18 protein-coding genes and 1 riboswitch are annotated in these 16,834 nt (G+C 73.8%); of the genes, 11 read left to right on the top strand and 7 right to left on the bottom strand.

Translation table 11 applies throughout. The features are described 5' to 3' along the window. The first annotated feature begins 46 nt into the window (after positions 1-46). From D1J63_RS25945 to D1J63_RS25930, 4 genes are all read left to right on the top strand, one after another. Positions 47-733: a class I SAM-dependent methyltransferase gene (locus D1J63_RS25945; RefSeq protein ID WP_125632086.1), complete on the top strand. Its 687-nt coding sequence runs from the start codon at positions 47-49 to the stop codon at positions 731-733. A 22-nt stretch (positions 734-755) separates the two neighbouring features. Then, a complete protein-coding gene (locus D1J63_RS25940) occupies positions 756-1,736 on the top strand; it encodes an N-acetylmuramoyl-L-alanine amidase (protein WP_125632084.1) in 981 nt (326 codons plus the stop codon). 158 nt (positions 1,737-1,894) lie between these two features. Continuing rightward, positions 1,895-2,764 carry a DUF5336 domain-containing protein gene (locus D1J63_RS25935; protein ID WP_125632082.1) on the top strand — a complete coding sequence of 290 codons (870 nt, stop codon included), beginning with the start codon at positions 1,895-1,897 and terminating at the stop codon, positions 2,762-2,764. Positions 2,765-2,871: 107 nt separating this feature from the next. Then, positions 2,872-3,159, top strand: a complete 288-nt coding sequence (locus tag D1J63_RS25930) for a hypothetical protein (RefSeq protein WP_102932213.1) — start codon at positions 2,872-2,874, stop codon at positions 3,157-3,159. Between the two features lie 24 nt (positions 3,160-3,183). On the opposite strand, the gene D1J63_RS25925 is transcribed toward D1J63_RS25930, so the two are convergent. Genes D1J63_RS25925 through D1J63_RS25915 form a run of 3 tightly spaced genes read right to left on the bottom strand, consistent with a single transcriptional unit; the run spans position 3,184 to position 6,394 of the window. After that, positions 3,184-4,272 carry a prenyltransferase/squalene oxidase repeat-containing protein gene (locus tag D1J63_RS25925; RefSeq protein WP_125632080.1) on the bottom strand — a complete coding sequence of 363 codons (1,089 nt, stop codon included), beginning with the start codon at positions 4,270-4,272 and terminating at the stop codon, positions 3,184-3,186. After that, on the bottom strand, positions 4,269-5,003 hold the full coding sequence (locus tag D1J63_RS25920; RefSeq protein ID WP_102932211.1) for a class I SAM-dependent methyltransferase: 735 nt from the start codon (positions 5,001-5,003) through the stop codon (positions 4,269-4,271). Before D1J63_RS25920 ends, D1J63_RS25925 begins: the two co-directional genes overlap by 4 nt. Next, positions 4,997-6,394: a glycosyltransferase family 4 protein gene (locus D1J63_RS25915; protein ID WP_125632078.1), complete on the bottom strand. Its 1,398-nt coding sequence runs from the start codon at positions 6,392-6,394 to the stop codon at positions 4,997-4,999. The genes D1J63_RS25920 and D1J63_RS25915 overlap by 7 nt, the downstream gene beginning before the upstream one ends. 313 nt (positions 6,395-6,707) lie before the next feature. Here D1J63_RS25915 and D1J63_RS25910 point away from each other — a divergent pair, with 313 nt between their 5' ends. Then, positions 6,708-7,358: a TetR family transcriptional regulator gene (locus tag D1J63_RS25910; protein WP_125635818.1), complete on the top strand. Its 651-nt coding sequence runs from the start codon at positions 6,708-6,710 to the stop codon at positions 7,356-7,358. A 10-nt stretch (positions 7,359-7,368) separates the two neighbouring features. Here D1J63_RS25910 and D1J63_RS25905 read toward each other — a convergent pair whose 3' ends face one another. Then, positions 7,369-8,040: a phosphotransferase gene (locus D1J63_RS25905; RefSeq protein WP_125632076.1), complete on the bottom strand. Its 672-nt coding sequence runs from the start codon at positions 8,038-8,040 to the stop codon at positions 7,369-7,371. Positions 8,041-8,139: 99 nt separating this feature from the next. Beyond that, positions 8,140-8,226, top strand: a riboswitch (cobalamin riboswitch). A 127-nt stretch (positions 8,227-8,353) separates the two neighbouring features. On the opposite strand from D1J63_RS25905, the gene D1J63_RS37590 reads away from it, so the two are divergent. From D1J63_RS37590 to D1J63_RS25875, 6 genes are all read left to right on the top strand, one after another. Continuing rightward, the gene (locus tag D1J63_RS37590; protein ID WP_125632074.1) at positions 8,354-9,610 is read left to right on the top strand and encodes a prenyltransferase/squalene oxidase repeat-containing protein; all 1,257 of its coding nucleotides are present in this window, start codon (positions 8,354-8,356) and stop codon (positions 9,608-9,610) included. Beyond that, entirely contained in the window at positions 9,607-10,266 is a 660-nt protein-coding gene (locus tag D1J63_RS25895; RefSeq protein WP_125632072.1) for an SCO2322 family protein, read from the top strand. Before D1J63_RS37590 ends, D1J63_RS25895 begins: the two co-directional genes overlap by 4 nt. A gap of 70 nt (positions 10,267-10,336) precedes the next feature. Beyond that, on the top strand, positions 10,337-11,488 hold the full coding sequence (locus D1J63_RS25890; RefSeq protein ID WP_125632070.1) for an energy-coupling factor transporter transmembrane component T: 1,152 nt from the start codon (positions 10,337-10,339) through the stop codon (positions 11,486-11,488). Further along, entirely contained in the window at positions 11,485-13,182 is a 1,698-nt protein-coding gene (locus D1J63_RS25885) for an ABC transporter ATP-binding protein (RefSeq protein ID WP_125632068.1), read from the top strand. Before D1J63_RS25890 ends, D1J63_RS25885 begins: the two co-directional genes overlap by 4 nt. Then, positions 13,179-14,030, top strand: coding sequence for an ECF transporter S component (locus D1J63_RS25880; protein ID WP_125632065.1), 852 nt, complete (start codon positions 13,179-13,181; stop codon positions 14,028-14,030). Before D1J63_RS25885 ends, D1J63_RS25880 begins: the two co-directional genes overlap by 4 nt. A 244-nt stretch (positions 14,031-14,274) precedes the next feature. Then, positions 14,275-14,688 carry a transglycosylase SLT domain-containing protein gene (locus D1J63_RS25875; RefSeq protein WP_164712977.1) on the top strand — a complete coding sequence of 138 codons (414 nt, stop codon included), beginning with the start codon at positions 14,275-14,277 and terminating at the stop codon, positions 14,686-14,688. A 7-nt stretch (positions 14,689-14,695) separates the two neighbouring features. Here the strand turns inward: D1J63_RS25875 and D1J63_RS25870 are convergent, their stop codons facing one another. The 3 genes from D1J63_RS25870 to D1J63_RS25855 form a co-directional block, all read right to left on the bottom strand. After that, positions 14,696-15,082 carry a hypothetical protein gene (locus tag D1J63_RS25870; protein WP_125632063.1) on the bottom strand — a complete coding sequence of 129 codons (387 nt, stop codon included), beginning with the start codon at positions 15,080-15,082 and terminating at the stop codon, positions 14,696-14,698. Then, complete coding sequence (locus D1J63_RS25865; protein WP_125632061.1) at positions 15,079-15,342, bottom strand: hypothetical protein; 264 nt, start codon at positions 15,340-15,342, stop codon at positions 15,079-15,081. Before D1J63_RS25865 ends, D1J63_RS25870 begins: the two co-directional genes overlap by 4 nt. A 453-nt stretch (positions 15,343-15,795) precedes the next feature. Further along, entirely contained in the window at positions 15,796-16,797 is a 1,002-nt protein-coding gene (locus tag D1J63_RS25855) for a DJ-1/PfpI family protein (RefSeq protein ID WP_164712976.1), read from the bottom strand. Positions 16,798-16,834: the final 37 nt, after the last annotated feature.

Here is a 16,834-nt window from a genome sequence, read left to right as displayed (position 1 = left end):
GACGTTCGACGCACGACGCACGACGCACGACCACCGAAAGGCCCCCATGACCGCGGCCCCCGCCTCCGCCTCCGCCTCCGCCTCCTCCCCCACCCCGTCCCCCGACGTCCTGGCCGCCTTCGAGGCCGCGAAGGGGTTCATGCCCGCGCACGAGGGCCACGCGCTGTACGCCGCCGCCGTGGAGGCGGGCGGGCTCGGGCTGCCGCTGCTGGAGGTCGGCACGTACTGCGGGCGTTCCACCGTGCTGCTCGCGGACGCGGCCCGCCGGGCCGGGGTCACCGCGCTCACCGTCGACCACCACCGGGGCAGCGAGGAGCAGCAGCCGGGCTGGGACTACCACGACCCGGAGACGGTCGATCCGGAGCTGGGCGTGATGGACACCCTGCCCACCTTCCGCCGCACCCTGCACCGGGCGGGCCTGGAGGAGCACGTGGTCGCCCTGGTCGGCCGCTCCCCGCAGGTCGCCGCGGTCTGGAACTCCCCGCTGGGCCTCGTCTTCGTGGACGGCGGCCACACCGACGAGCACGCGACCGCCGACTACGAGGGCTGGGCCCCGCACGTGGCCGACGGCGGCCTGCTGGTCATCCACGACGTCTTCCCGGACCCGGCCGACGAGTTCACCGGCCAGGCCCCGTACCGCGTCTACCTCAGGGCGCTGGCGTCCGGCGCGTTCACCGAGGTCTCGGCGACCGACTCACTGCGCGTCCTGCGGCGAACCGGCGCGGGTATCTGAGGGCGCGGTTAGAGTCGCTGACGTGTCGTACACAGGCCCGGACTTCGAACCTCCCCAGCCCCGCCGCTCCCCGCTGCGCCGTCCCCTGACCGTGGCGGTCGCCGCGCTCGTGCCCGGGGCGCTGCTCGGGTGGGGGGTGTACGCGGCGGTCGGCGGCCCTGACGACGGCGACGGGGGCGGCGCCGACCGCGCGGGCGCCGTACGGACGTCGGCGGCGCCGTCCGCCGGTGCTTCCGCGGCCCCGGGCGAGGCCGACGGCAAGAAGCCCGCGGGCTCCTCCCCCGCCCCCACGTCCAAGAAGCCCTCCGCCTCCCGGCCCGCCGCCCCGGGCCCCCTCAAGGGCAAGGTCGTCGTCATCGACCCCGGCCACAACCCCGCCAACTTCCGGCACGCGTCCGAGATCAACCGCAAGGTGAACGTCGGCACGCACTGGAAGGAGTGCGACACGACGGGCACGGCCACCAACGCGGGCTGGCCGGAGGCCAAGTTCACCCTCGACGTGGCCCACCGGCTGCGCGACCTGCTGGAGAAGCAGGGCGCGACCGTGAAATTGACTCAGGACGGCGACCGTTCGTACGGCCCCTGCGTGGACGAGCGGGCCCGGATCGGCAACGAGGCGAAGGCCGACGCCGCCATCTCGATCCACGCCGACGGGTCGGGGGCGGGCAACCGCGGCTTCCACGTGATCATGCCGGGCTCCGTGCACGAGGGCGCCGCGGACACCCGCGCCATCGTGGCGCCCTCCGCCGAACTGGGCAAGAACGTCGCGGGCGCCTTCGTGCGCGTCACGGGCTCCGCGCCCTCCAACTACCTCGGCGACGGCACCGGCCTGGTCACGCGCACGGACCTGGGTGGTCTCAATCTGTCAACGGTTCCCAAGGTGTTCATCGAGTGCGGCAACATGCGGGACGGCACGGACGCGGCGCTGCTGACCAGCGGCAGTTGGCGGCAGAAGGCGGCGGAGGGGATGTCTGAGGGAATCGTGAGTTTCCTGCGCGGGTGAGGGCCCGCGTCCCGATCCCTGCGGACAGCCCCGACCTGTGGACGATAGTGTCGTCCGTACGATGAGGGGCCACCCCCGCGCTTCACACCGGAACCTTTCGGCGCCATCGTGACAGCGACGCCTCTACCGACGACGAGACGACCTACGAAGGACCTGAAGTGAATATCCGCTCCCTCACTCGAGGCGACGGCGTGGTGATCGGAGCAGCGGTGTTGCTGTTGATCGCGTCGTTCCTCGACATCTACTCGATCGAAGGTGCGCCGGACAGCGCCGACATCCCCACCCTGTGGGGCAGTGGCCCGGTCGTGCTCGGTGTCGTCCTCGCGGGTGTGATCGGCGCCGCGCTCGTCGTCGTGAGCCACGCCATGCCGCAGCCCAGGAAGGTGGCCGGTCTCGACCTCGGCCAGTTCGGCATCGCGTTCACGGTGTTCGCCGCGTGGTGCGCGCTCGGCAACATCTTCGACCCGGCGGGGGCCTTCGACAACGACGGCGGCCTGGACAGCGTCAGCGCCGGCATCGGCCTGATCCTCGCCCTCGTCGCCACGCTGGTCATGGCCGCCGCGGCCGTGGCCACCCCGCTGCTCCCCGCCCTCAAGGGCACCCTGGTCCCGGCCGCCCGTCCGGCCGCGCCGCAGCCCTACGGCGGCCAGCCCCAGGGCGGCTACGGCTACCCGGGCGCCCAGCAGCAGCCGTACGGCGGCCAGCCCGGACAGCCGGGTCAGCCCGGTCCGTCCTTCGGCGGCCAGCCGCAGCCGGGCCAGCCGCAGCCGGGGCAGCCGCAGCCCGGTCAGCCGCAGGCGCCGCAGCAGGCCCAGGCGCAGCCGGCCGGGGACTTCTCCCCGTTCTGGTTCGCCGTGCCGGTGCCGCGTCCGCTGTTCGCGGAGGACGGCTCGCCGACCCCGATCGCCGAGCTGGCCCCGGGTACCTGGTACCTGGCCGTCGAGCAGCGCGGCGCCAACCTGGTCGCCCAGACCCAGGACGGCCGCCGCGGCGTCCTCCAGGACACCTCGGGCATCCAGCGCGGCTGACGACGCCGACGCCGCCGGCACCTCAACGGCCCTGCTTCCGGAACCAGTTCCGGAAGCAGGGCCGTCGGCGTAGGTTTCCTCCGGCCCTGCGGGGCCATACGGAAGGCATGTCTGGATACAGCGGTTCCACCTCCGCCGGCCGGGCCGTCGCGATCGTCGCGGACATCATGGCCTTCATCCTCGGCCTGTGGATCCTGATGTACCTGTTGGACGCCAACCGGGCCAACGACCTGGTGCGGTTCGTCCATGACGCGGCCGACTGGCTGGCCGGCTGGTCGCACGACCTCTTCACGTTCGACGAGGCGTGGGCCCGGGTCGTCGCCGGCTACGGACTGGCCGCGGTCGTCTACCTCTTCGTCGGCCACGCCGTCGCCAACCGCCTCGGCCGTCGCTGACCGCCGGTCCGCCGGTCCGCCCGCTCAGACGCAGCAGTCCGGGTCCAGTCCCCTGGGCAGCCGGTCGCCCGCGAAGACCTGGCAGGTGGCCTCGTGGCCGCCGAGCGCGGCGACGGCGAGGAGCAGCGACCCGGCCGTCCAGGTGGTCAGTTCGCGGGGCCAGATCGCGTCGTCCTCGAAGACGTAGCCCGTCCAGTACAGGCCGCTGTCCGCATCCCGCAGGTGCTGGATGGACTGGAGGATCTCCAGGGCGTGGTCGGACTCGCCCACCGCCCACAGGGCGAGCGCGAGTTCGGCCGACTCGCCGCCGGTCACCCACGGGTTGGGGACGACGCAGCGCACGCCGAGGTCCGGGACCACGAAGCGGTCCCAGCTCTCCTTGAGGCGGGACCTGGCCTCCGTGCCGGTCAGCGCGCCGCCGAGGACCGGGTAGTACCAGTCCATCGAGTAGCGCCCCTTGTCCAGGAACCGCTCCGGGTGCCGGCGGATGGCGTGCCGCAGCGCACCGGCCGCCAACTCCCAGTCGGGCTGCGGCTCTTCGCGCTGCTCGGCGATGGCGAGCGCGCAGCGCAGGGCGTGGTGGACGGAGGAACTGCCGGTCAGCAGCGCGTCCTTGGTGTCCGTTCCGTCGTCGTCGCGGCGCCAGCCGATCTGTCCGCCGGGCTGCTGGAGGCGCAGCACGAACTCGACGGCCGCGTGGACGACGGGCCACATCCGGTCGAGGAAGGTGTCGTCGCCGGTGGCGAGGTAGTGGTGCCAGACGCCGACCGCGACGTAGGCGACGAAGTTGGTCTCGCGACCGCGGTCGGTGACGTCGGCGAAGTCCCCGTCGGCGTAGGCGGCGTACCAGGAGCCGTCCGGGTTCTGGTGCCGGGCCAGCCACGTGTACGCCCGCTCGGCGGCCTCGTGCTCGTCGGCCGTGTCCAGGGCCATCGCTGCCTCGACGTGGTCCCACGGGTCGAGGTGGTGTCCGCGGAACCACGGGATCGCCCCGTCCTCGCGCTGGACGGCGAGGATGCCGCGGACGGTCGCGGCGGCCTCGGCCTCGGTGAGGACGCCGGGCAGGACGAGGTGTTCGGTGCGGGGCGTGCCGGGGGTGCGGGGCGAGGTCACGCGGCGTCCACCGGCGGCAGGTGCGGCTTGGTGGCGTAGGCGACGAAGCTCTTGCCGATCAGCGGGTTGAGCGCCTGCTCGGCGACCCGGGTCGCCAGCGGCTTCTTCATGATGTCCCACACCAGCAGCTTGTGGTACGCCCGCACCGGCAGCGCCTTGTCGTTGTCGACGCCGAACGCGCACTTCAGCCACCAGTACGGGGAGTGCAGGGCGTGCGCGTGGTGGGTGCCGTACGGCTTGAGGCCGGCCTCGCGGATGCGGGTGAGGAGCTGGTCGGCCTTGTAGATGCGGATGTGGCCGCCCTCGACCTCGTGGTAGGCGTCGGAGAGGGTCCAGCAGACCTTCTCGGGGCCGTAGCGCGGCACCGTGATGGCGATGCGGCCGCCGGGCCTGAGGACGCGGACCATCTCGGCGAGGACGCCCTTGTCGTCGTGGATGTGCTCCATCACCTCGGAGATGATGACGACGTCGAAGGACTCGTCGGGGAAGGGCAGGGCCAGCGCGTCGCCCTCCATGGCGGTGGCGGTGGCACCGGCCGGGGCCTCGCCGGCCTCCTTCATCGCCGCGAACCACTTGGCGACCTCGCGGATTTCCTCGGCGTTCTGGTCCAGCGCGACGACCTGGGCCCCGCGCCGGTAGCACTCGAACGCGTGCCGGCCGGCGCCGCAGCCGAGGTCCAGGACGCGGTCGCCCGGGGCGAGCGGGAACCGGGAGAAGTCGACGGTCAGCACGTGGCCCTGCTTTCGGGATAGACGCCGGTGTCACTGGGGGTCGGGGTCGCGGGCGCGGCCTCCTGGGTGGCCGTGGCGGCGGGACGGTGGCCGATGGCCGCGCGGTAGCGGGCGACGGTGCCCTCGGCGGCGCGGGCCCAGGTGAAGTGCTTCAGCACCCGTTCGCGTCCGGCCGCGCCGAGCCGGGCCCGCAGTTCGCGCTCGCCGAGGAGCCGGTTCAGTCCGGCGGCCAGCGCGTCCGCGTCGCCGGGCGGCACGGCGAGGCAGGTCTCCCCGTCGGGTCCGGCGACCTCCGGTACGGCGCCGCCGGTGGTGGCGAGCAGTGCGGTGCCGGTGGCCATGGCCTCGGCGGCGGGCAGCGAGAACCCCTCGTACAGCGAGGGCACGCACGCGACCTCCGCCGACCGTACGAGGTCGACCAGTTCGGCGTCGGAGATGCCCTTGACGAACTCGACGGCGCCTTCGAGGCCGTACCGCTCGATCGCCTGCGCGACGGGCCCCTCGGCGGGCCGCTTGCCGACGACGACGAGGTGGGCCCGGGGGTGCTCGGTGCGCGCCTTCGCGAGCGCCTCGACGAGGAAGACCAGGCCCTTGAGCGGCACGTCCGCGCTGGACGTGGTCACGATCCGGCCCGGCACCCTGGGCACTGACGGGTCGGGCGAGAACAGGTCGGTGTCGGCGCCGATGTGGACGACGTGGATGCGGTCGTCCCGGACGCCGAGGTGGTCGACGATCTCCTGGCGGGAGGTGCCGGAGACGGTGAGCACGGAGGGCAGGCGGCGCGCGACGCGCTTCTGCATCCGGGTGAAGGCGTACCAACGGCGCACCGAGTACCGGCGCTTGCGGCTGTCGGCGGCGTCCAGCTCCAGCTGCCGGTCGACGGTGATCGGATGATGGATGGTGGTGACGAGCGGCGCGCCCACGTCCCCCAGCAGCCCGTACCCGAGCGTCTGGTTGTCGTGCACGACGTCGAAGTCCCCGCGGCGGGCCCGCAGATGCCTCCGGGCGCGCAGCGAGAACGTCAGGGGCTCGGGGAAACCGCCGGTCCACATGGTGCCGACCTCGAGCGCGTCGATCCAGTCGCGGTACTCGTCGCGCTTCGGCGTGCGGAAGGGGTCGGGCTGGCGGTAGAGGTCGAGGCTGGGCAGCTCGGTGAGGGACAGCCGGTCCTCCCGCCCGTCGAGGACGTCGAGCACGGGGTAGGGCTGGGCGCCGATGACCTCGACGCGGTGGCCCAGGCGGGCCAGTTCGCGGGAGAGGTGGCGAACGTAGACGCCCTGACCGCCGCAGAACGGGTTCCCCTTGTAGGTGAGGAGTGCGATGCGCAGCGGTGGCAAGCCGTCGGCTGCGGACTCCGGACGGGGACCCGTCCGACTGGCCTCGGCGGTCACTCTGGGCCCCCTTCTCACTGCGCTGTCCCGCGACACTACGTCGGGAGGTTAATCTAGAACAAGTTTCAGACTTGATCGTCAGAGGCTCCGAATCTACCGGCAGGTAGCCGGGCTGTGACGAGTGGATCAGGTGATTCGCGCCACGGCGGGATCCCGGCGGACCTCGGGCGGATCACGACGGGATCCCGGACGGATCCGGACGGACCACGGCGAGGTCCCGGACGGATCCGGGCGGACCACGGCCGATCGCGCCGGAAGCGGGCGAGAGGGGGAGAAGGTGACCGAGGCGGACGACCCGGCGACGGAGCCGGAGCTGCCGGACGGCCCGGCCCACCGTGCCGCCGCCCCGCCCCTCACCGAGCGGCAGCGGGAGCGCCGCGCCCGCATCCTGCGCGCGACGGCGCAACTGGCCTGCCGGGGCGGCTTCGAGGCGGTCCAGATGCGCGAGGTCGCGGAGACCTCGCAGGTCGCCCTCGGCACCCTGTACCGCTACTTCCCCTCCAAGGTCCACCTGCTCGTCGCCACGATGCACGACCAGTTGGAGCGGCTGCACGCCACCCTGCGCAAGAGCCCGCCGACCGGCGAGACGGCGGCGGACCGGGTGGCCCAGACCCTGATGCGCGCCTTCGGCGCCCTGCAGCGCGAGCCCCGGCTGGCCGAGGCGATGGCCCGCGCCCTGACCTTCGCCGACCGCAGCGTCTCCCCGGAGGTCGACCAGGTCTCCCGGCAGACCACCGCGATCATCCTGGACGCGATGGGCGGCCTGGCCGACCCGTCCCCGGAGCAGCAGTCGACCGTCCGCGTCATCGAACACACCTGGCTCTCCACCCTGATCACCTGGCTCGCCGGCCGCACCTCCCTCGCCCAGGTACGCGTCGACATCGAAACGGTCTGCCGCCTGATCGACCTGACGGAACCCGGAACGGCCACGACCGGCGCCGGTGAGGGAACGCCGCGCCCCTGAGGGCCGCCGTTCAGCGCAGGTGGGAGCGGATCAGCTCTTCGGCCGCGGGCAGTACGGCCACCTCGTCCCGGCTCATGGTCGGGTTGGCCGCGCGTCGCCGCAGCGCCTCGGCGAGCCCCTCCGGCGTGAGGGCGGAGGGGTCGGCGAGCAGCGCGGCCAGCATGACCCCGGCGGGCTCGCCCATCGGGCCGCCATCGGCCGCCACCTGGGCGAGGATCACCGCGGAGGTGCCCCAGTCCAGCCCGGGTGCGCCCTCCTCGGCGTTGGACCAGTCGATCACCCGGGGCCCGTCGGTGGTGAGGATCACGTTGTCCGGGTGCAGGTCGAGGTGGAGGACGCGCGCGCCCGGCTCCGTGGAGCGGTACGCGGGCACTTCGTGCAGCAGCCGCAGCAACCGGGCGAGCGTGCCGCCCGCGTCCCGGGGCGTCAACGCCCCGTCCAGGCAGGCCCGCAGCATCGTCGGCCCGGACAGCCGCTCCATGATCAGGTCCGTACGCGGCGCGTCGGGACCCCCGGGCCGCACCCGCGGCACCGGGTAACCGTGTGCCCGCACGTGCTCCATCACCGCGCCCTCGGCCACCGCATCCCCGATGCCGTCCCGGTCGCGCCGCAGCACCCACCCCGCACCGGCCTCGTAGACGTCGGCCGTACGGCCCGCCCCGATCAGTCTCCCCATCCCCATGCCCGGAAGGTATCCCCCTGGCCGCCTCTCCCGCCCGGCCGCCCCTCGGCCCGGGCTGCGTGGGCGGGTAAAGTGGCGGCGTCGTCATCACCCGTACGGGGGGAAGCCGGTGCAATTCCGGCGCTGACCCGCAACCGTGAACCGTCCGAGACCCCTGGGGCTCGCGGGCGGTGAGCCGGACTGCCCCGGACGGATGTGACCGGCTCACGTGCCCGGCGCCCGCCGGTGCACGGGCACCGTCGAGGCATACGGGCCGAGCCGCCGGGGGTGCCCCGTGCTGCCGGGCCCGCACAGGGAAAGGCACCCGCCGATCATGAACGTCCGCCGTCGCAGCAGCGCCGCGGCTCTGGCCGCCATAGCCGTGCTCGGCGCCGCCACCGCGCCCGCGGTCGCCGCCGATCCGTCGCCGTCCGCCTCCGCGTCCCCGTCCGCGCCGTCCGGGCTGTACGGGACCACCGACCCCCAGTACGACGGCGTCTGGCGCCAGTCCCTCGCGCTGCTCGCGCAGGACACGGCGGGCGTCGTCCCGTCGTCGAAGGCCGTGAAGTGGCTCACGGACCAGCAGTGCGCCAACGGCGCCTTCGCCCCCTTCCGTGCCGACCCGGCCAAGGCCTGCGACGCGAAGACCATGGTCGACAGCAACAGCACCGCCGCCGCCGTCCAGGCCCTGTGGGCCGTCGGCGGGCACGGCGACGTCGTCGAGGACGCCCTCGGCTGGCTGAAGTCCGTGCAGAACGAGGACGGCGGCTGGGGCTACAGCCCCGGCACCCCCAGCGACGCCAACTCCACCTCCGTCGTCATCGGCGCCCTGACGGCCACGGAGACCGACCCCGAGGACGTGGAGAAGGGCGGCAAGTCCCCTTACGACGCCCTGCTGACGTTCGCTCTGCCCTGCGCGAAGGACAAGGGCGCGGGCGCCTTCGCCTTCCAGCCCGACAAGGACGGCAAGCTGCTCCCCAACGCGGACGCGACCGCCGCCGGTGTCCTCGGCTCGCTCGGCAAGGGCCTGGTCACCGGGGCCGGGTCCGGTGCGAAGTCCAAGGCGGCCACCTGCTCCGACGCGGACCGGCCGACCCGCGAGCAGGCCGCCGCCAACGGCGCCGCGTACCTCGCCGACGCGCTCGCCAAGGACGGCCACCTCGTCTCCGCCCTCGGCGGCTCCGCCGACCAGCCCGACTACGGCAACACCGCCGACGCCGTCGTCGCGCTCGCCGCGCAGGGCGGCGCCGACCGGGCCGCCGAGCCGCTGGCCTGGCTGGAGAAGAACGCCGCCCAGTGGGCCGCGGAGAGCGGCCCGGCCGCCTACGCCCAGCTGATCTTCGCCGCCCACGCCACGGGCACCGACCCCCGCGACTTCGGCGGCACGGACCTGGTGGCGAAGCTGAACGCCACGGGACCGGCTCCACAGGGCACGGCGGCCAAGGACACGGCCACCGCTAGCGACGAGGACCGGGCGGAGAAGGACGACGACTCCCCCTTCGGCGTGTGGTGGTTCGTCGGCGTCTGCCTGGTCTTCGGCATCGGCATCGGCTTCCTGCTGAGCAACCGCAACAAGAAGCAGCAGCCGTGACCCCCCGCCGCCTCGTCCTCCTCTTCCTGGCCGCGTTCCTCCTGATCGGGACCGCGGGCCAGGCGCAGGCCGCCGGGTACCGCTACTGGTCCTTCTGGGACCGCGACGGCGGCACGTGGGTCTACGCCACCCAGGGCCCGTCCATGACCCGCCCCTCCGACGGCGACGTCCAGGGCTTCCGCTTCGCGGTGAGCGAGAACTCGGGCGACGCGGCCCAGCCGCGCGGCACGGCGGACTTCGCGTCGATCTGCGCCACGACACCGGCCGAGGAGGGCCGCAAGCGGGTGGCCCTGGTCCTCGACTTCGGCACGGCCCCCGACGCCCCCTCCGGCGAGACCCCGCCGGCCCCGCGCACTGCCTGCGCCCAGGTCTCCCCCGACGCCACGACGGCCGACGCCCTCGCCGCCGTCGCCGGCCCCCTCCGCTACAACACCAACGCCCTGCTCTGCGCGATCGCGGGCTACCCGAAGTCGGGCTGCGGGGAGCAGGTCTCGCAGAAGGAGGACTCCAGCGTCTCGGCCGCCCCGAAGGCCACGGAGGACGGGGGCGACGACAACGGCCCGTCGATCGGCCTCTACGCGGGCATCGCCGTCGTGGCAGCCCTGGCCGCCGCGGCAACCTGGCAGTCAAGGCGGCGCAGGAATGCAGCCCGCTGAGACCGCACCCCCTGCGGGCAGTCGCCAAGCCGCCGTAGCTGCGGGCAGTCGTGCCGCTGGGGCGGCACGGGTGGGCGCAGGCGGCACCCTGTCAGCGCCGGCAAGCGCCCCCACCCCCGCGCGCCACCAACGCACCGCACCGCTCCACCCCGGCGCCTGGTGGCTCTGGGCGCTAGCCCTCGGCACCGCCGCCACCCGCACCACCAACCCCCTCCTCCTCGCCCTCCTCGTCACGGTCTCCGCCTACGTCGTCATCACCCGCCGCCCCCACGCCCCCTGGTCCCGCTCCTACGGCGCCTTCGTCAAACTCGCCCTCGCCGTCCTCCTCATCCGCCTCCTCTTCACCACCCTCCTCGGCTCGCCCATCCCCGGCACCCACACCCTCGTCACCCTCCCCGAAGTTCCCCTCCCCGACTGGGCGCAGGGCGTCCGCCTCGGCGGCCGGGTCACCGCGGAGGGCCTCACCTTCGCGCTGTACGACGCGATGAAGCTGGCCACCCTCCTCATCTGCGTCGGCGCCGCGAACGCCCTCGCCAACCCCTCCCGCCTCCTCAAGTCCCTCCCGGGCGCCCTGTACGAGATGGGCGTGGCCGTCGTCGTGGCCCTCACCTTCGCGCCGAACCTCATCGCCGACGTACAGCGCCTGCGCGCCGCCCGCCGTCTGCGCGGCCGCCACGACAAGGGCGTACGCGGCCTGCTCCAGGTGGGACTCCCCGTCCTGGAGGGCGCCCTGGAACGCTCCGTCGCCCTCGCCGCCGCGATGGATGCCCGCGGCTACGGCCGTACCGCCCGGGTCCCGGCCCCCGTACGCCGTACCACCGCCGCCCTCACCCTCGGCGGACTGCTCGGCATCTGCGCCGGGACGTACGGGCTGCTGACCGCCGCGGGCGGCACGTACGGCATCCCCGTGCTCCTGGCCGGCGTCGCCGCCGCGTTCGGGGGCCTGTGGCTCGGCGGACGGCGGACGGTCCGCACCCGCTACCGCCCGGACCGCTGGGACGCCCACGCCTGGCTGGTCACCGCCTCCGGCGTGGCGGTCGCCGCGTTCCTGTTCCTCGCCGCCGCCCGCGACCCGGCGGCGCTGCACCCGGGCGTGGTCCCGCTGACCGCGCCCACCCTTCCCCTCTGGCCGGCGGCGGCCGTACTCCTCGGCCTGCTCCCGGCGTTCGTCGCCCCCGCCCCCGATCCCGCCCCGAAGACCGCCGTGAAGGAGCCGTCGTGATCCGCTTCGAGGACGTGTCGGTCACCTACGACGGCGCGAGCGAACCCACCGTCCGGGACGTGGACTTCGAGGTCCCGGAGGGCGAACTCGTCCTGCTCGCCGGGCCTTCCGGCGTCGGCAAGTCCACCGTCCTCGGCGCGGTCGGCGGCCTCGTCCCGCACTTCACCGGCGGCACCCTGCGCGGCCGGGTCACCGTGGCCGGCCGCGACACCCGCACCCACAAGCCGCGCGAACTCGCCGACGTGGTCGGCACGGTCGGGCAGGACCCGCTGTCCCACTTCGTGACGGACACCGTCGAGGACGAACTGGCCTACGGCATGGAGTCGTTGGGCCTGGCCCCGGACGTGATGCGCCGCCGCGTCGAGGAGACCCTGGACCTGCTGGGCCTGTCCGACCTGCGCTCCCGCCCCATCGCCACGCTCTCCGGCGGCCAGCAGCAGCGGGTCGCCATCGGCTCGGTCCTCACCCCGCACCCCGACGTCCTGGTCCTGGACGAGCCGACCTCCGCCCTGGACCCCGCCGCCGCCGAAGAGGTCCTGGCGGTCCTCCAGCGCCTGGTCCACGACCTCGGTACGACGGTCCTGATGGCCGAGCACCGCCTGGAGCGGGTCATCCAGTACGCCGACCAGGTCGTCCTGCTCCCGGCCCCCGGCGAGGCACCGCTCATCGGCGCCCCGGCGGACGTGATGGCCGTCTCCCCGGTGTACCCGCCGGTGGTGGACCTGGGCAGGCTGGCGGGCTGGTCCCCGCTGCCGCTGACGATCCGGGACGCCCGTCGCCGGGCCGCGCCCCTGCGCGAGCGCCTGGCCGACCAGGAAATCCCGGACCGCACTCCGCCGCCGACGACGGCCGCGCTCCCGGAGCCCCCCGCCCTCCGGCCCGCCCCCGCCCGCCGTTGGCGCCGTCGCAGGACGCCTCCGCAGGCGCCCGCGGCCCCCACCCCGTACGCCGCCGAGGTCCGCTCCCTGGCCGTGCGCCGAGACCGCGTCCAGGCCCTGCGCCACGTCGACCTGACCGTCTCCCCCGGCGAGACCGTCGCCCTGATGGGCCGCAACGGCGCCGGAAAGTCCACCCTGCTCTCCGCACTGGTCGGCCTCGTCGCACCGTCCGCCGGTTCGGTCCGCACCGGCGACGCCGTACCGCACCGCACGGCCCCCCGTGACCTCGTACGCCGGGTCGGCCTGGTCCCGCAGGAGCCCCGCGACCTGCTGTACGCCGACACGGTCGCCGCCGAGTGCGCGGCCGCCGACCGGGACGCGGACGCGACCCCCGGCACCTGCCGCGCCCTCCTCACCGACCTGCTCCCCGGCGTCACGGACGACACCCACCCCCGGGACCTGTCGGAGGGCCAGCGCCTGACCCTCGCGCTGTCCGTCGTCCTGACCGCCCGCCCGCCGCTCCTCCTCCTGGACGAGCCGACGCGCGGCCTGGACTACGCGGCGAAGGCCCGCCTGGCCGGCATCCTGCGCGGCCTGGCCGCCGAGGGCCACGCGATCGTGCTGGCCACGCACGACGTGGAACTGGCCGCCGAGCTGGCCCATCGCGTCATGCTGCTCGCCGAGGGCGAGGTGATCGCCGACGGCCCGGCGGCGGACGTGGTGGTGGCCTCCCCGTCCTACGCCCCGCAGGTCGCCAAGGTGCTGGCGCCGCGGAAGTGGCTCACCGTGGCCCAGGTGCGGGAGGCCCTGTCATGACCGGCGGCCCCGCTCCCCAGCGCCAGGTCCGCGCCGTGCGCCTCGGCCCCCGCTCGGTCGCCGCCCTCGTGCTGGTCAGCGCGGTGGGCGTGGCGGGCTTCGGCTGGCCCTTCCTGGCCCCGCCGGACGCCTCGCTGAACGCGCACGCGCAGGACGCGCCGTGGCTGTTCGCGGGCGTGCTGGTGCTGCTGGTGGCGGTGGTGGCGGCGACGATCTCGGAGTCGGGCCTCGGGCCGAAGGCCGTGGCGATGCTCGGCGTACTGGCGGCGGCGGGTGCGGCCCTGCGCCCCATCGGCGCGGGGACGGCCGGCCTGGAGCCGATGTTCTTCCTCATGGTCCTCAGCGGCCGTGTCCTCGGCCCGGGCTTCGGCTTCGTGCTCGGCTCGGTCACGATGTTCGCGTCCGCGCTGCTCACGGGCGGGGTGGGGCCGTGGATGCCGTTCCAGATGCTGGCGATGGGCTGGTTCACGATGGGCGCGGGCCTGCTGCCGGGCCCCGACCGTCTGCGCGGCCGCGCGGAGCTGCTGATGCTGGCGGCGTACGGCTTCCTGGCGGCCTTCGCCTACGGCACGGTGATGAACCTCGCGGGCTGGACCTTCATGAACACCCTCGCCTCGAACATCGCCTTCGACCCGGACGCGTCGCTCCCCGCGAACCTGGCCCACTTCCTCGCCTACTGCCTGGCCACGTCGCTGGGCTGGGACGGGGGCCGCGCGGCCATGACGGTCGTCCTGACCCTCGCCCTCGGCACCCCGCTCCTGAAGGCGCTGCGCCGCGCGACCCGCAGGGCGGCCTTCGAGACGCCGGTCACGTTCGAGAAGGGCGACGAGGTGAGCCGCCCCACGTGAGCCGCCTCACCTACGAAGCGGGGTCGTAGACGACGGCCGGTCGGCGTACGGGCCACGCCGCTGCCGGGTCGGCACACGCACGCTCCACCTACGACCCCGCTTAGCAAAAGGGACGATTGCGGACGACCGACCCGCCTGCTTCTCTGAACCGGTCGCCAGGCGCCGACGCCCTCCCGGGCAGCGGCGCCGACGCATGCCGGGCCGGTGTGCGCCGACGCCCCTGTCCCCGAAGAAAGGCCCTCCGTTGACCGCCGCTTCCCTCCTCCGTTCCGTCGCCACCCCGAAGAAGGCCCTCGCGGGTGCCGCCCTGGCCGCGGCCACCTGCGGCTCACTGATCGCCGCCGGGCCCGCCCAGGCCGCGACGCCGGCCTCCTCGGCGCAGGCGACCGCGAAGAAGATGATCGGTGACTCGGCCGAGTTCCAGTGCTTCTCGAAGATCGTCGACCACGAGAGCGACTGGGACATCCACGCCACCAACGCCTCCAGCGGCGCGTACGGCCTGGTCCAGGCCCTGCCGGGCTCGAAGATGGCCTCGGCGGGCGACGACTGGAAGACCAACGCGGCCACCCAGATCGAGTGGGGCCTGGACTACATGAAGGACCGCTACGGCAGCGCCTGCGACGCCTGGAGCTTCTGGCAGGCCAACGGCTGGTACTGACCTGCCGTCAGCGGTTCAGGTCCAGTACGGGAAGACCGCGCCCCTCGTACGCCTTCGGAGCCACCGTGGCGATCAGCGCGTCCGCGCCCCACTCGGGCAGGTGCCGAGCCGCGTGGATCGCCGCGCCGATCCCTGGCGGCACGCCGTCGCGACTCAGCTGCGCGATCGCGAGCACTGCCGGGTAGTCAAGATCGACGGTGTGCATCACGTCCAACTGTCCGACGTGCTCGGCGATGCCGAGAAGCTCGCTCTCCGCCTCCAGAACGGAAAGGGCCGGCACCCATAAACGGGTCTCCGTCTCGAAGTTCGCCCGGTGGATGAGAGCGGAAACCTGCCGATTACCCGACAGCGCCACGAGCGTGGGCGTGTCGAGGACCAGGTGGTGCAGGATCATGCGGTATCACTCTGCTGCCGGGCGAAGGCCTCCCGGAGCCTGCGTCCCATCAGCGCGCTCTCTTCGTCGTCCACCTCGACCCCGAAGTTCTCGGCCAGGTAGGCGCGCGTGCGCTCAGCGCGCTCCCGACGCTCTTCGTCCGTCAGCGTCGACTCCGCGAACTCCTGCACCAGGGATCGAATGGACGTCCCCTGCGCCTCCGCGATCACTGCCAACCGGTCTCGCACCTCGGCCGGGACCCGGATCATCGCATCACTCATGCCCGCAGTATACGTCGACGTATACGCCCGCCGGAGGCCGCTCGACGGGCTTGCTCCTGCATCAGCTTTCGGCTGGTGCAGCAGCTTTCCGGCATCCCGGAAACGACCGGAAACGACCGGAGGTCCACCCCGAACCTGTGCTCATGCCGCTGGCCCGCCCCGGCTGGACCCTGTACGCCGGTGCCGTCGGACTTGCCGCGCTCTCCCTGGGCGGCGTCGTCCGCTTGGTGGCCCAGTCGAGCCTTCAGCAGTCCCTCACCCCCGACCGGCTCCTGGGCCGGATGGCGGCGACGGCCCGGTTCGTCTCCTCGGGCGGTGTTCCGCTCGGCGGGCTCCTGGGCGGGGCGTCCGGTGCCGCGTTCGGCGCGACCGGGACCCTGTGGATCGGCGCGTCCGGTATGACGCTGAGCGCCGTCCCCACCCTCCTGTGGTGGCGCGCCGCGCGAAGCCGCCCTAGCTGTGGGTGCCCACGGCGGTCCGGAAGCGGCGGCGGTACTCGGTCGGTGTCGTGTCCAGTCTGCGCCGGAAGGCCCTGACCAGGGTGTCGACGGTGCCGAAACCGCAGGTGGCGGCGACGCGTTCCAGGGTGGCGTCGGTGGATTCCAGCTGCTGGCGGGCCACTTCCACGCGCGCCGACTCGACGTACGCGTACGGGGTCGTGCCGAGTTCGGTCTTGAAGATCCGGGTGAGCTGCCGGTCACTGACGTGGGCGTGGGCCGCGAGGTCGGCGACGGTGAGCGGTTCGGCGATGTGGCGCATGATGTGGTGGCGGAGGTCCTCGACCCGCCGGGTCGTGGCGACCTGCTCCAGCGGCACGCTGAACTGGCTCTGCCCGCTGGGCCGTTTCAGGTACATCACGAGCTGCCGGGCCACCCGCAGCGCCACCGCCTCACCGAGGTCGTCGGCGACCAGGGCGAGGGAGAGGTCGAGGCACGAGCTGATGCCCGCACCGGTCCACACGTCACCGTCGCGGATGAAGATCGGATCGGCGTCGACCTCGACCGCCGGATGCTCGTCGGCGAGCTGCCGCGCGGTCGACCAGTGCGTGGTGGCGCGCTTGCCGTCGAGCAACCCGGCGGCGGCGAGGACATGCGCTCCGACGCAGACGGAGGCGACCCGCCGGGTCCGTGCCGCGAGCCGCCCCACCCACTCCACCACGACGGGGTCGGTGAGCGCCCGCACCCGACGTCGGCCGTCCACCTCGACCGCGCCGGGCACGAGCAGCGTGTCGATGCGCCGCCCGGACAGGTCGTCGAAGGTGACGTCGGGCAGGACCCGGACACCGGCGGCGGTGGTGACCGGGCCGGTGGTCGCGGCGGCGAGCAGCACCTCGTAGCCCGCCGCGTCCTCCGTCTCGCGCCGCGCGAGGGAGAACACCTCCGGCGGCCCGGTGACGTCGAGCAGGTCGACGCCCTCGAAGAGCACGACGACGATCAGTCGTCCGACGGAGTTCACGGTCCCTCCCGAGGGGTCGCACGGCCATGTCGGTATC

It is taken from the genome of Streptomyces sp. KPB2, from assembly GCF_003950055.1.
Taxonomy (GTDB): domain Bacteria; phylum Actinomycetota; class Actinomycetes; order Streptomycetales; family Streptomycetaceae; genus Streptomyces; species Streptomyces salinarius.
The sequence above is the reverse complement of the archived record's forward strand: the minus strand, read 5'-3'. Positions and strand labels throughout refer to the sequence as shown.

Bases quoted from the DNA above. Each gene is read 5' to 3' on its own strand.
- D1J63_RS25945 (WP_125632086.1), top strand. From the start codon at position 47: ATGACCGCGGCCCCCGCCTCCGCCTCCGCCTCCGCCTCCTCCCCCACC.
- D1J63_RS25930 (WP_102932213.1), top strand. From the start codon at position 2,872: ATGTCTGGATACAGCGGTTCCACCTCCGCCGGCCGGGCCGTCGCGATC.
- D1J63_RS25905 (WP_125632076.1), bottom strand. From the start codon at position 8,040: ATGGGGATGGGGAGACTGATCGGGGCGGGCCGTACGGCCGACGTCTAC.
- D1J63_RS37590 (WP_125632074.1), top strand. From the start codon at position 8,354: ATGAACGTCCGCCGTCGCAGCAGCGCCGCGGCTCTGGCCGCCATAGCC.
- D1J63_RS25880 (WP_125632065.1), top strand. From the start codon at position 13,179: ATGACCGGCGGCCCCGCTCCCCAGCGCCAGGTCCGCGCCGTGCGCCTC.
- D1J63_RS25870 (WP_125632063.1), bottom strand. From the start codon at position 15,082: ATGATCCTGCACCACCTGGTCCTCGACACGCCCACGCTCGTGGCGCTG.
- D1J63_RS25865 (WP_125632061.1), bottom strand. From the start codon at position 15,342: ATGAGTGATGCGATGATCCGGGTCCCGGCCGAGGTGCGAGACCGGTTG.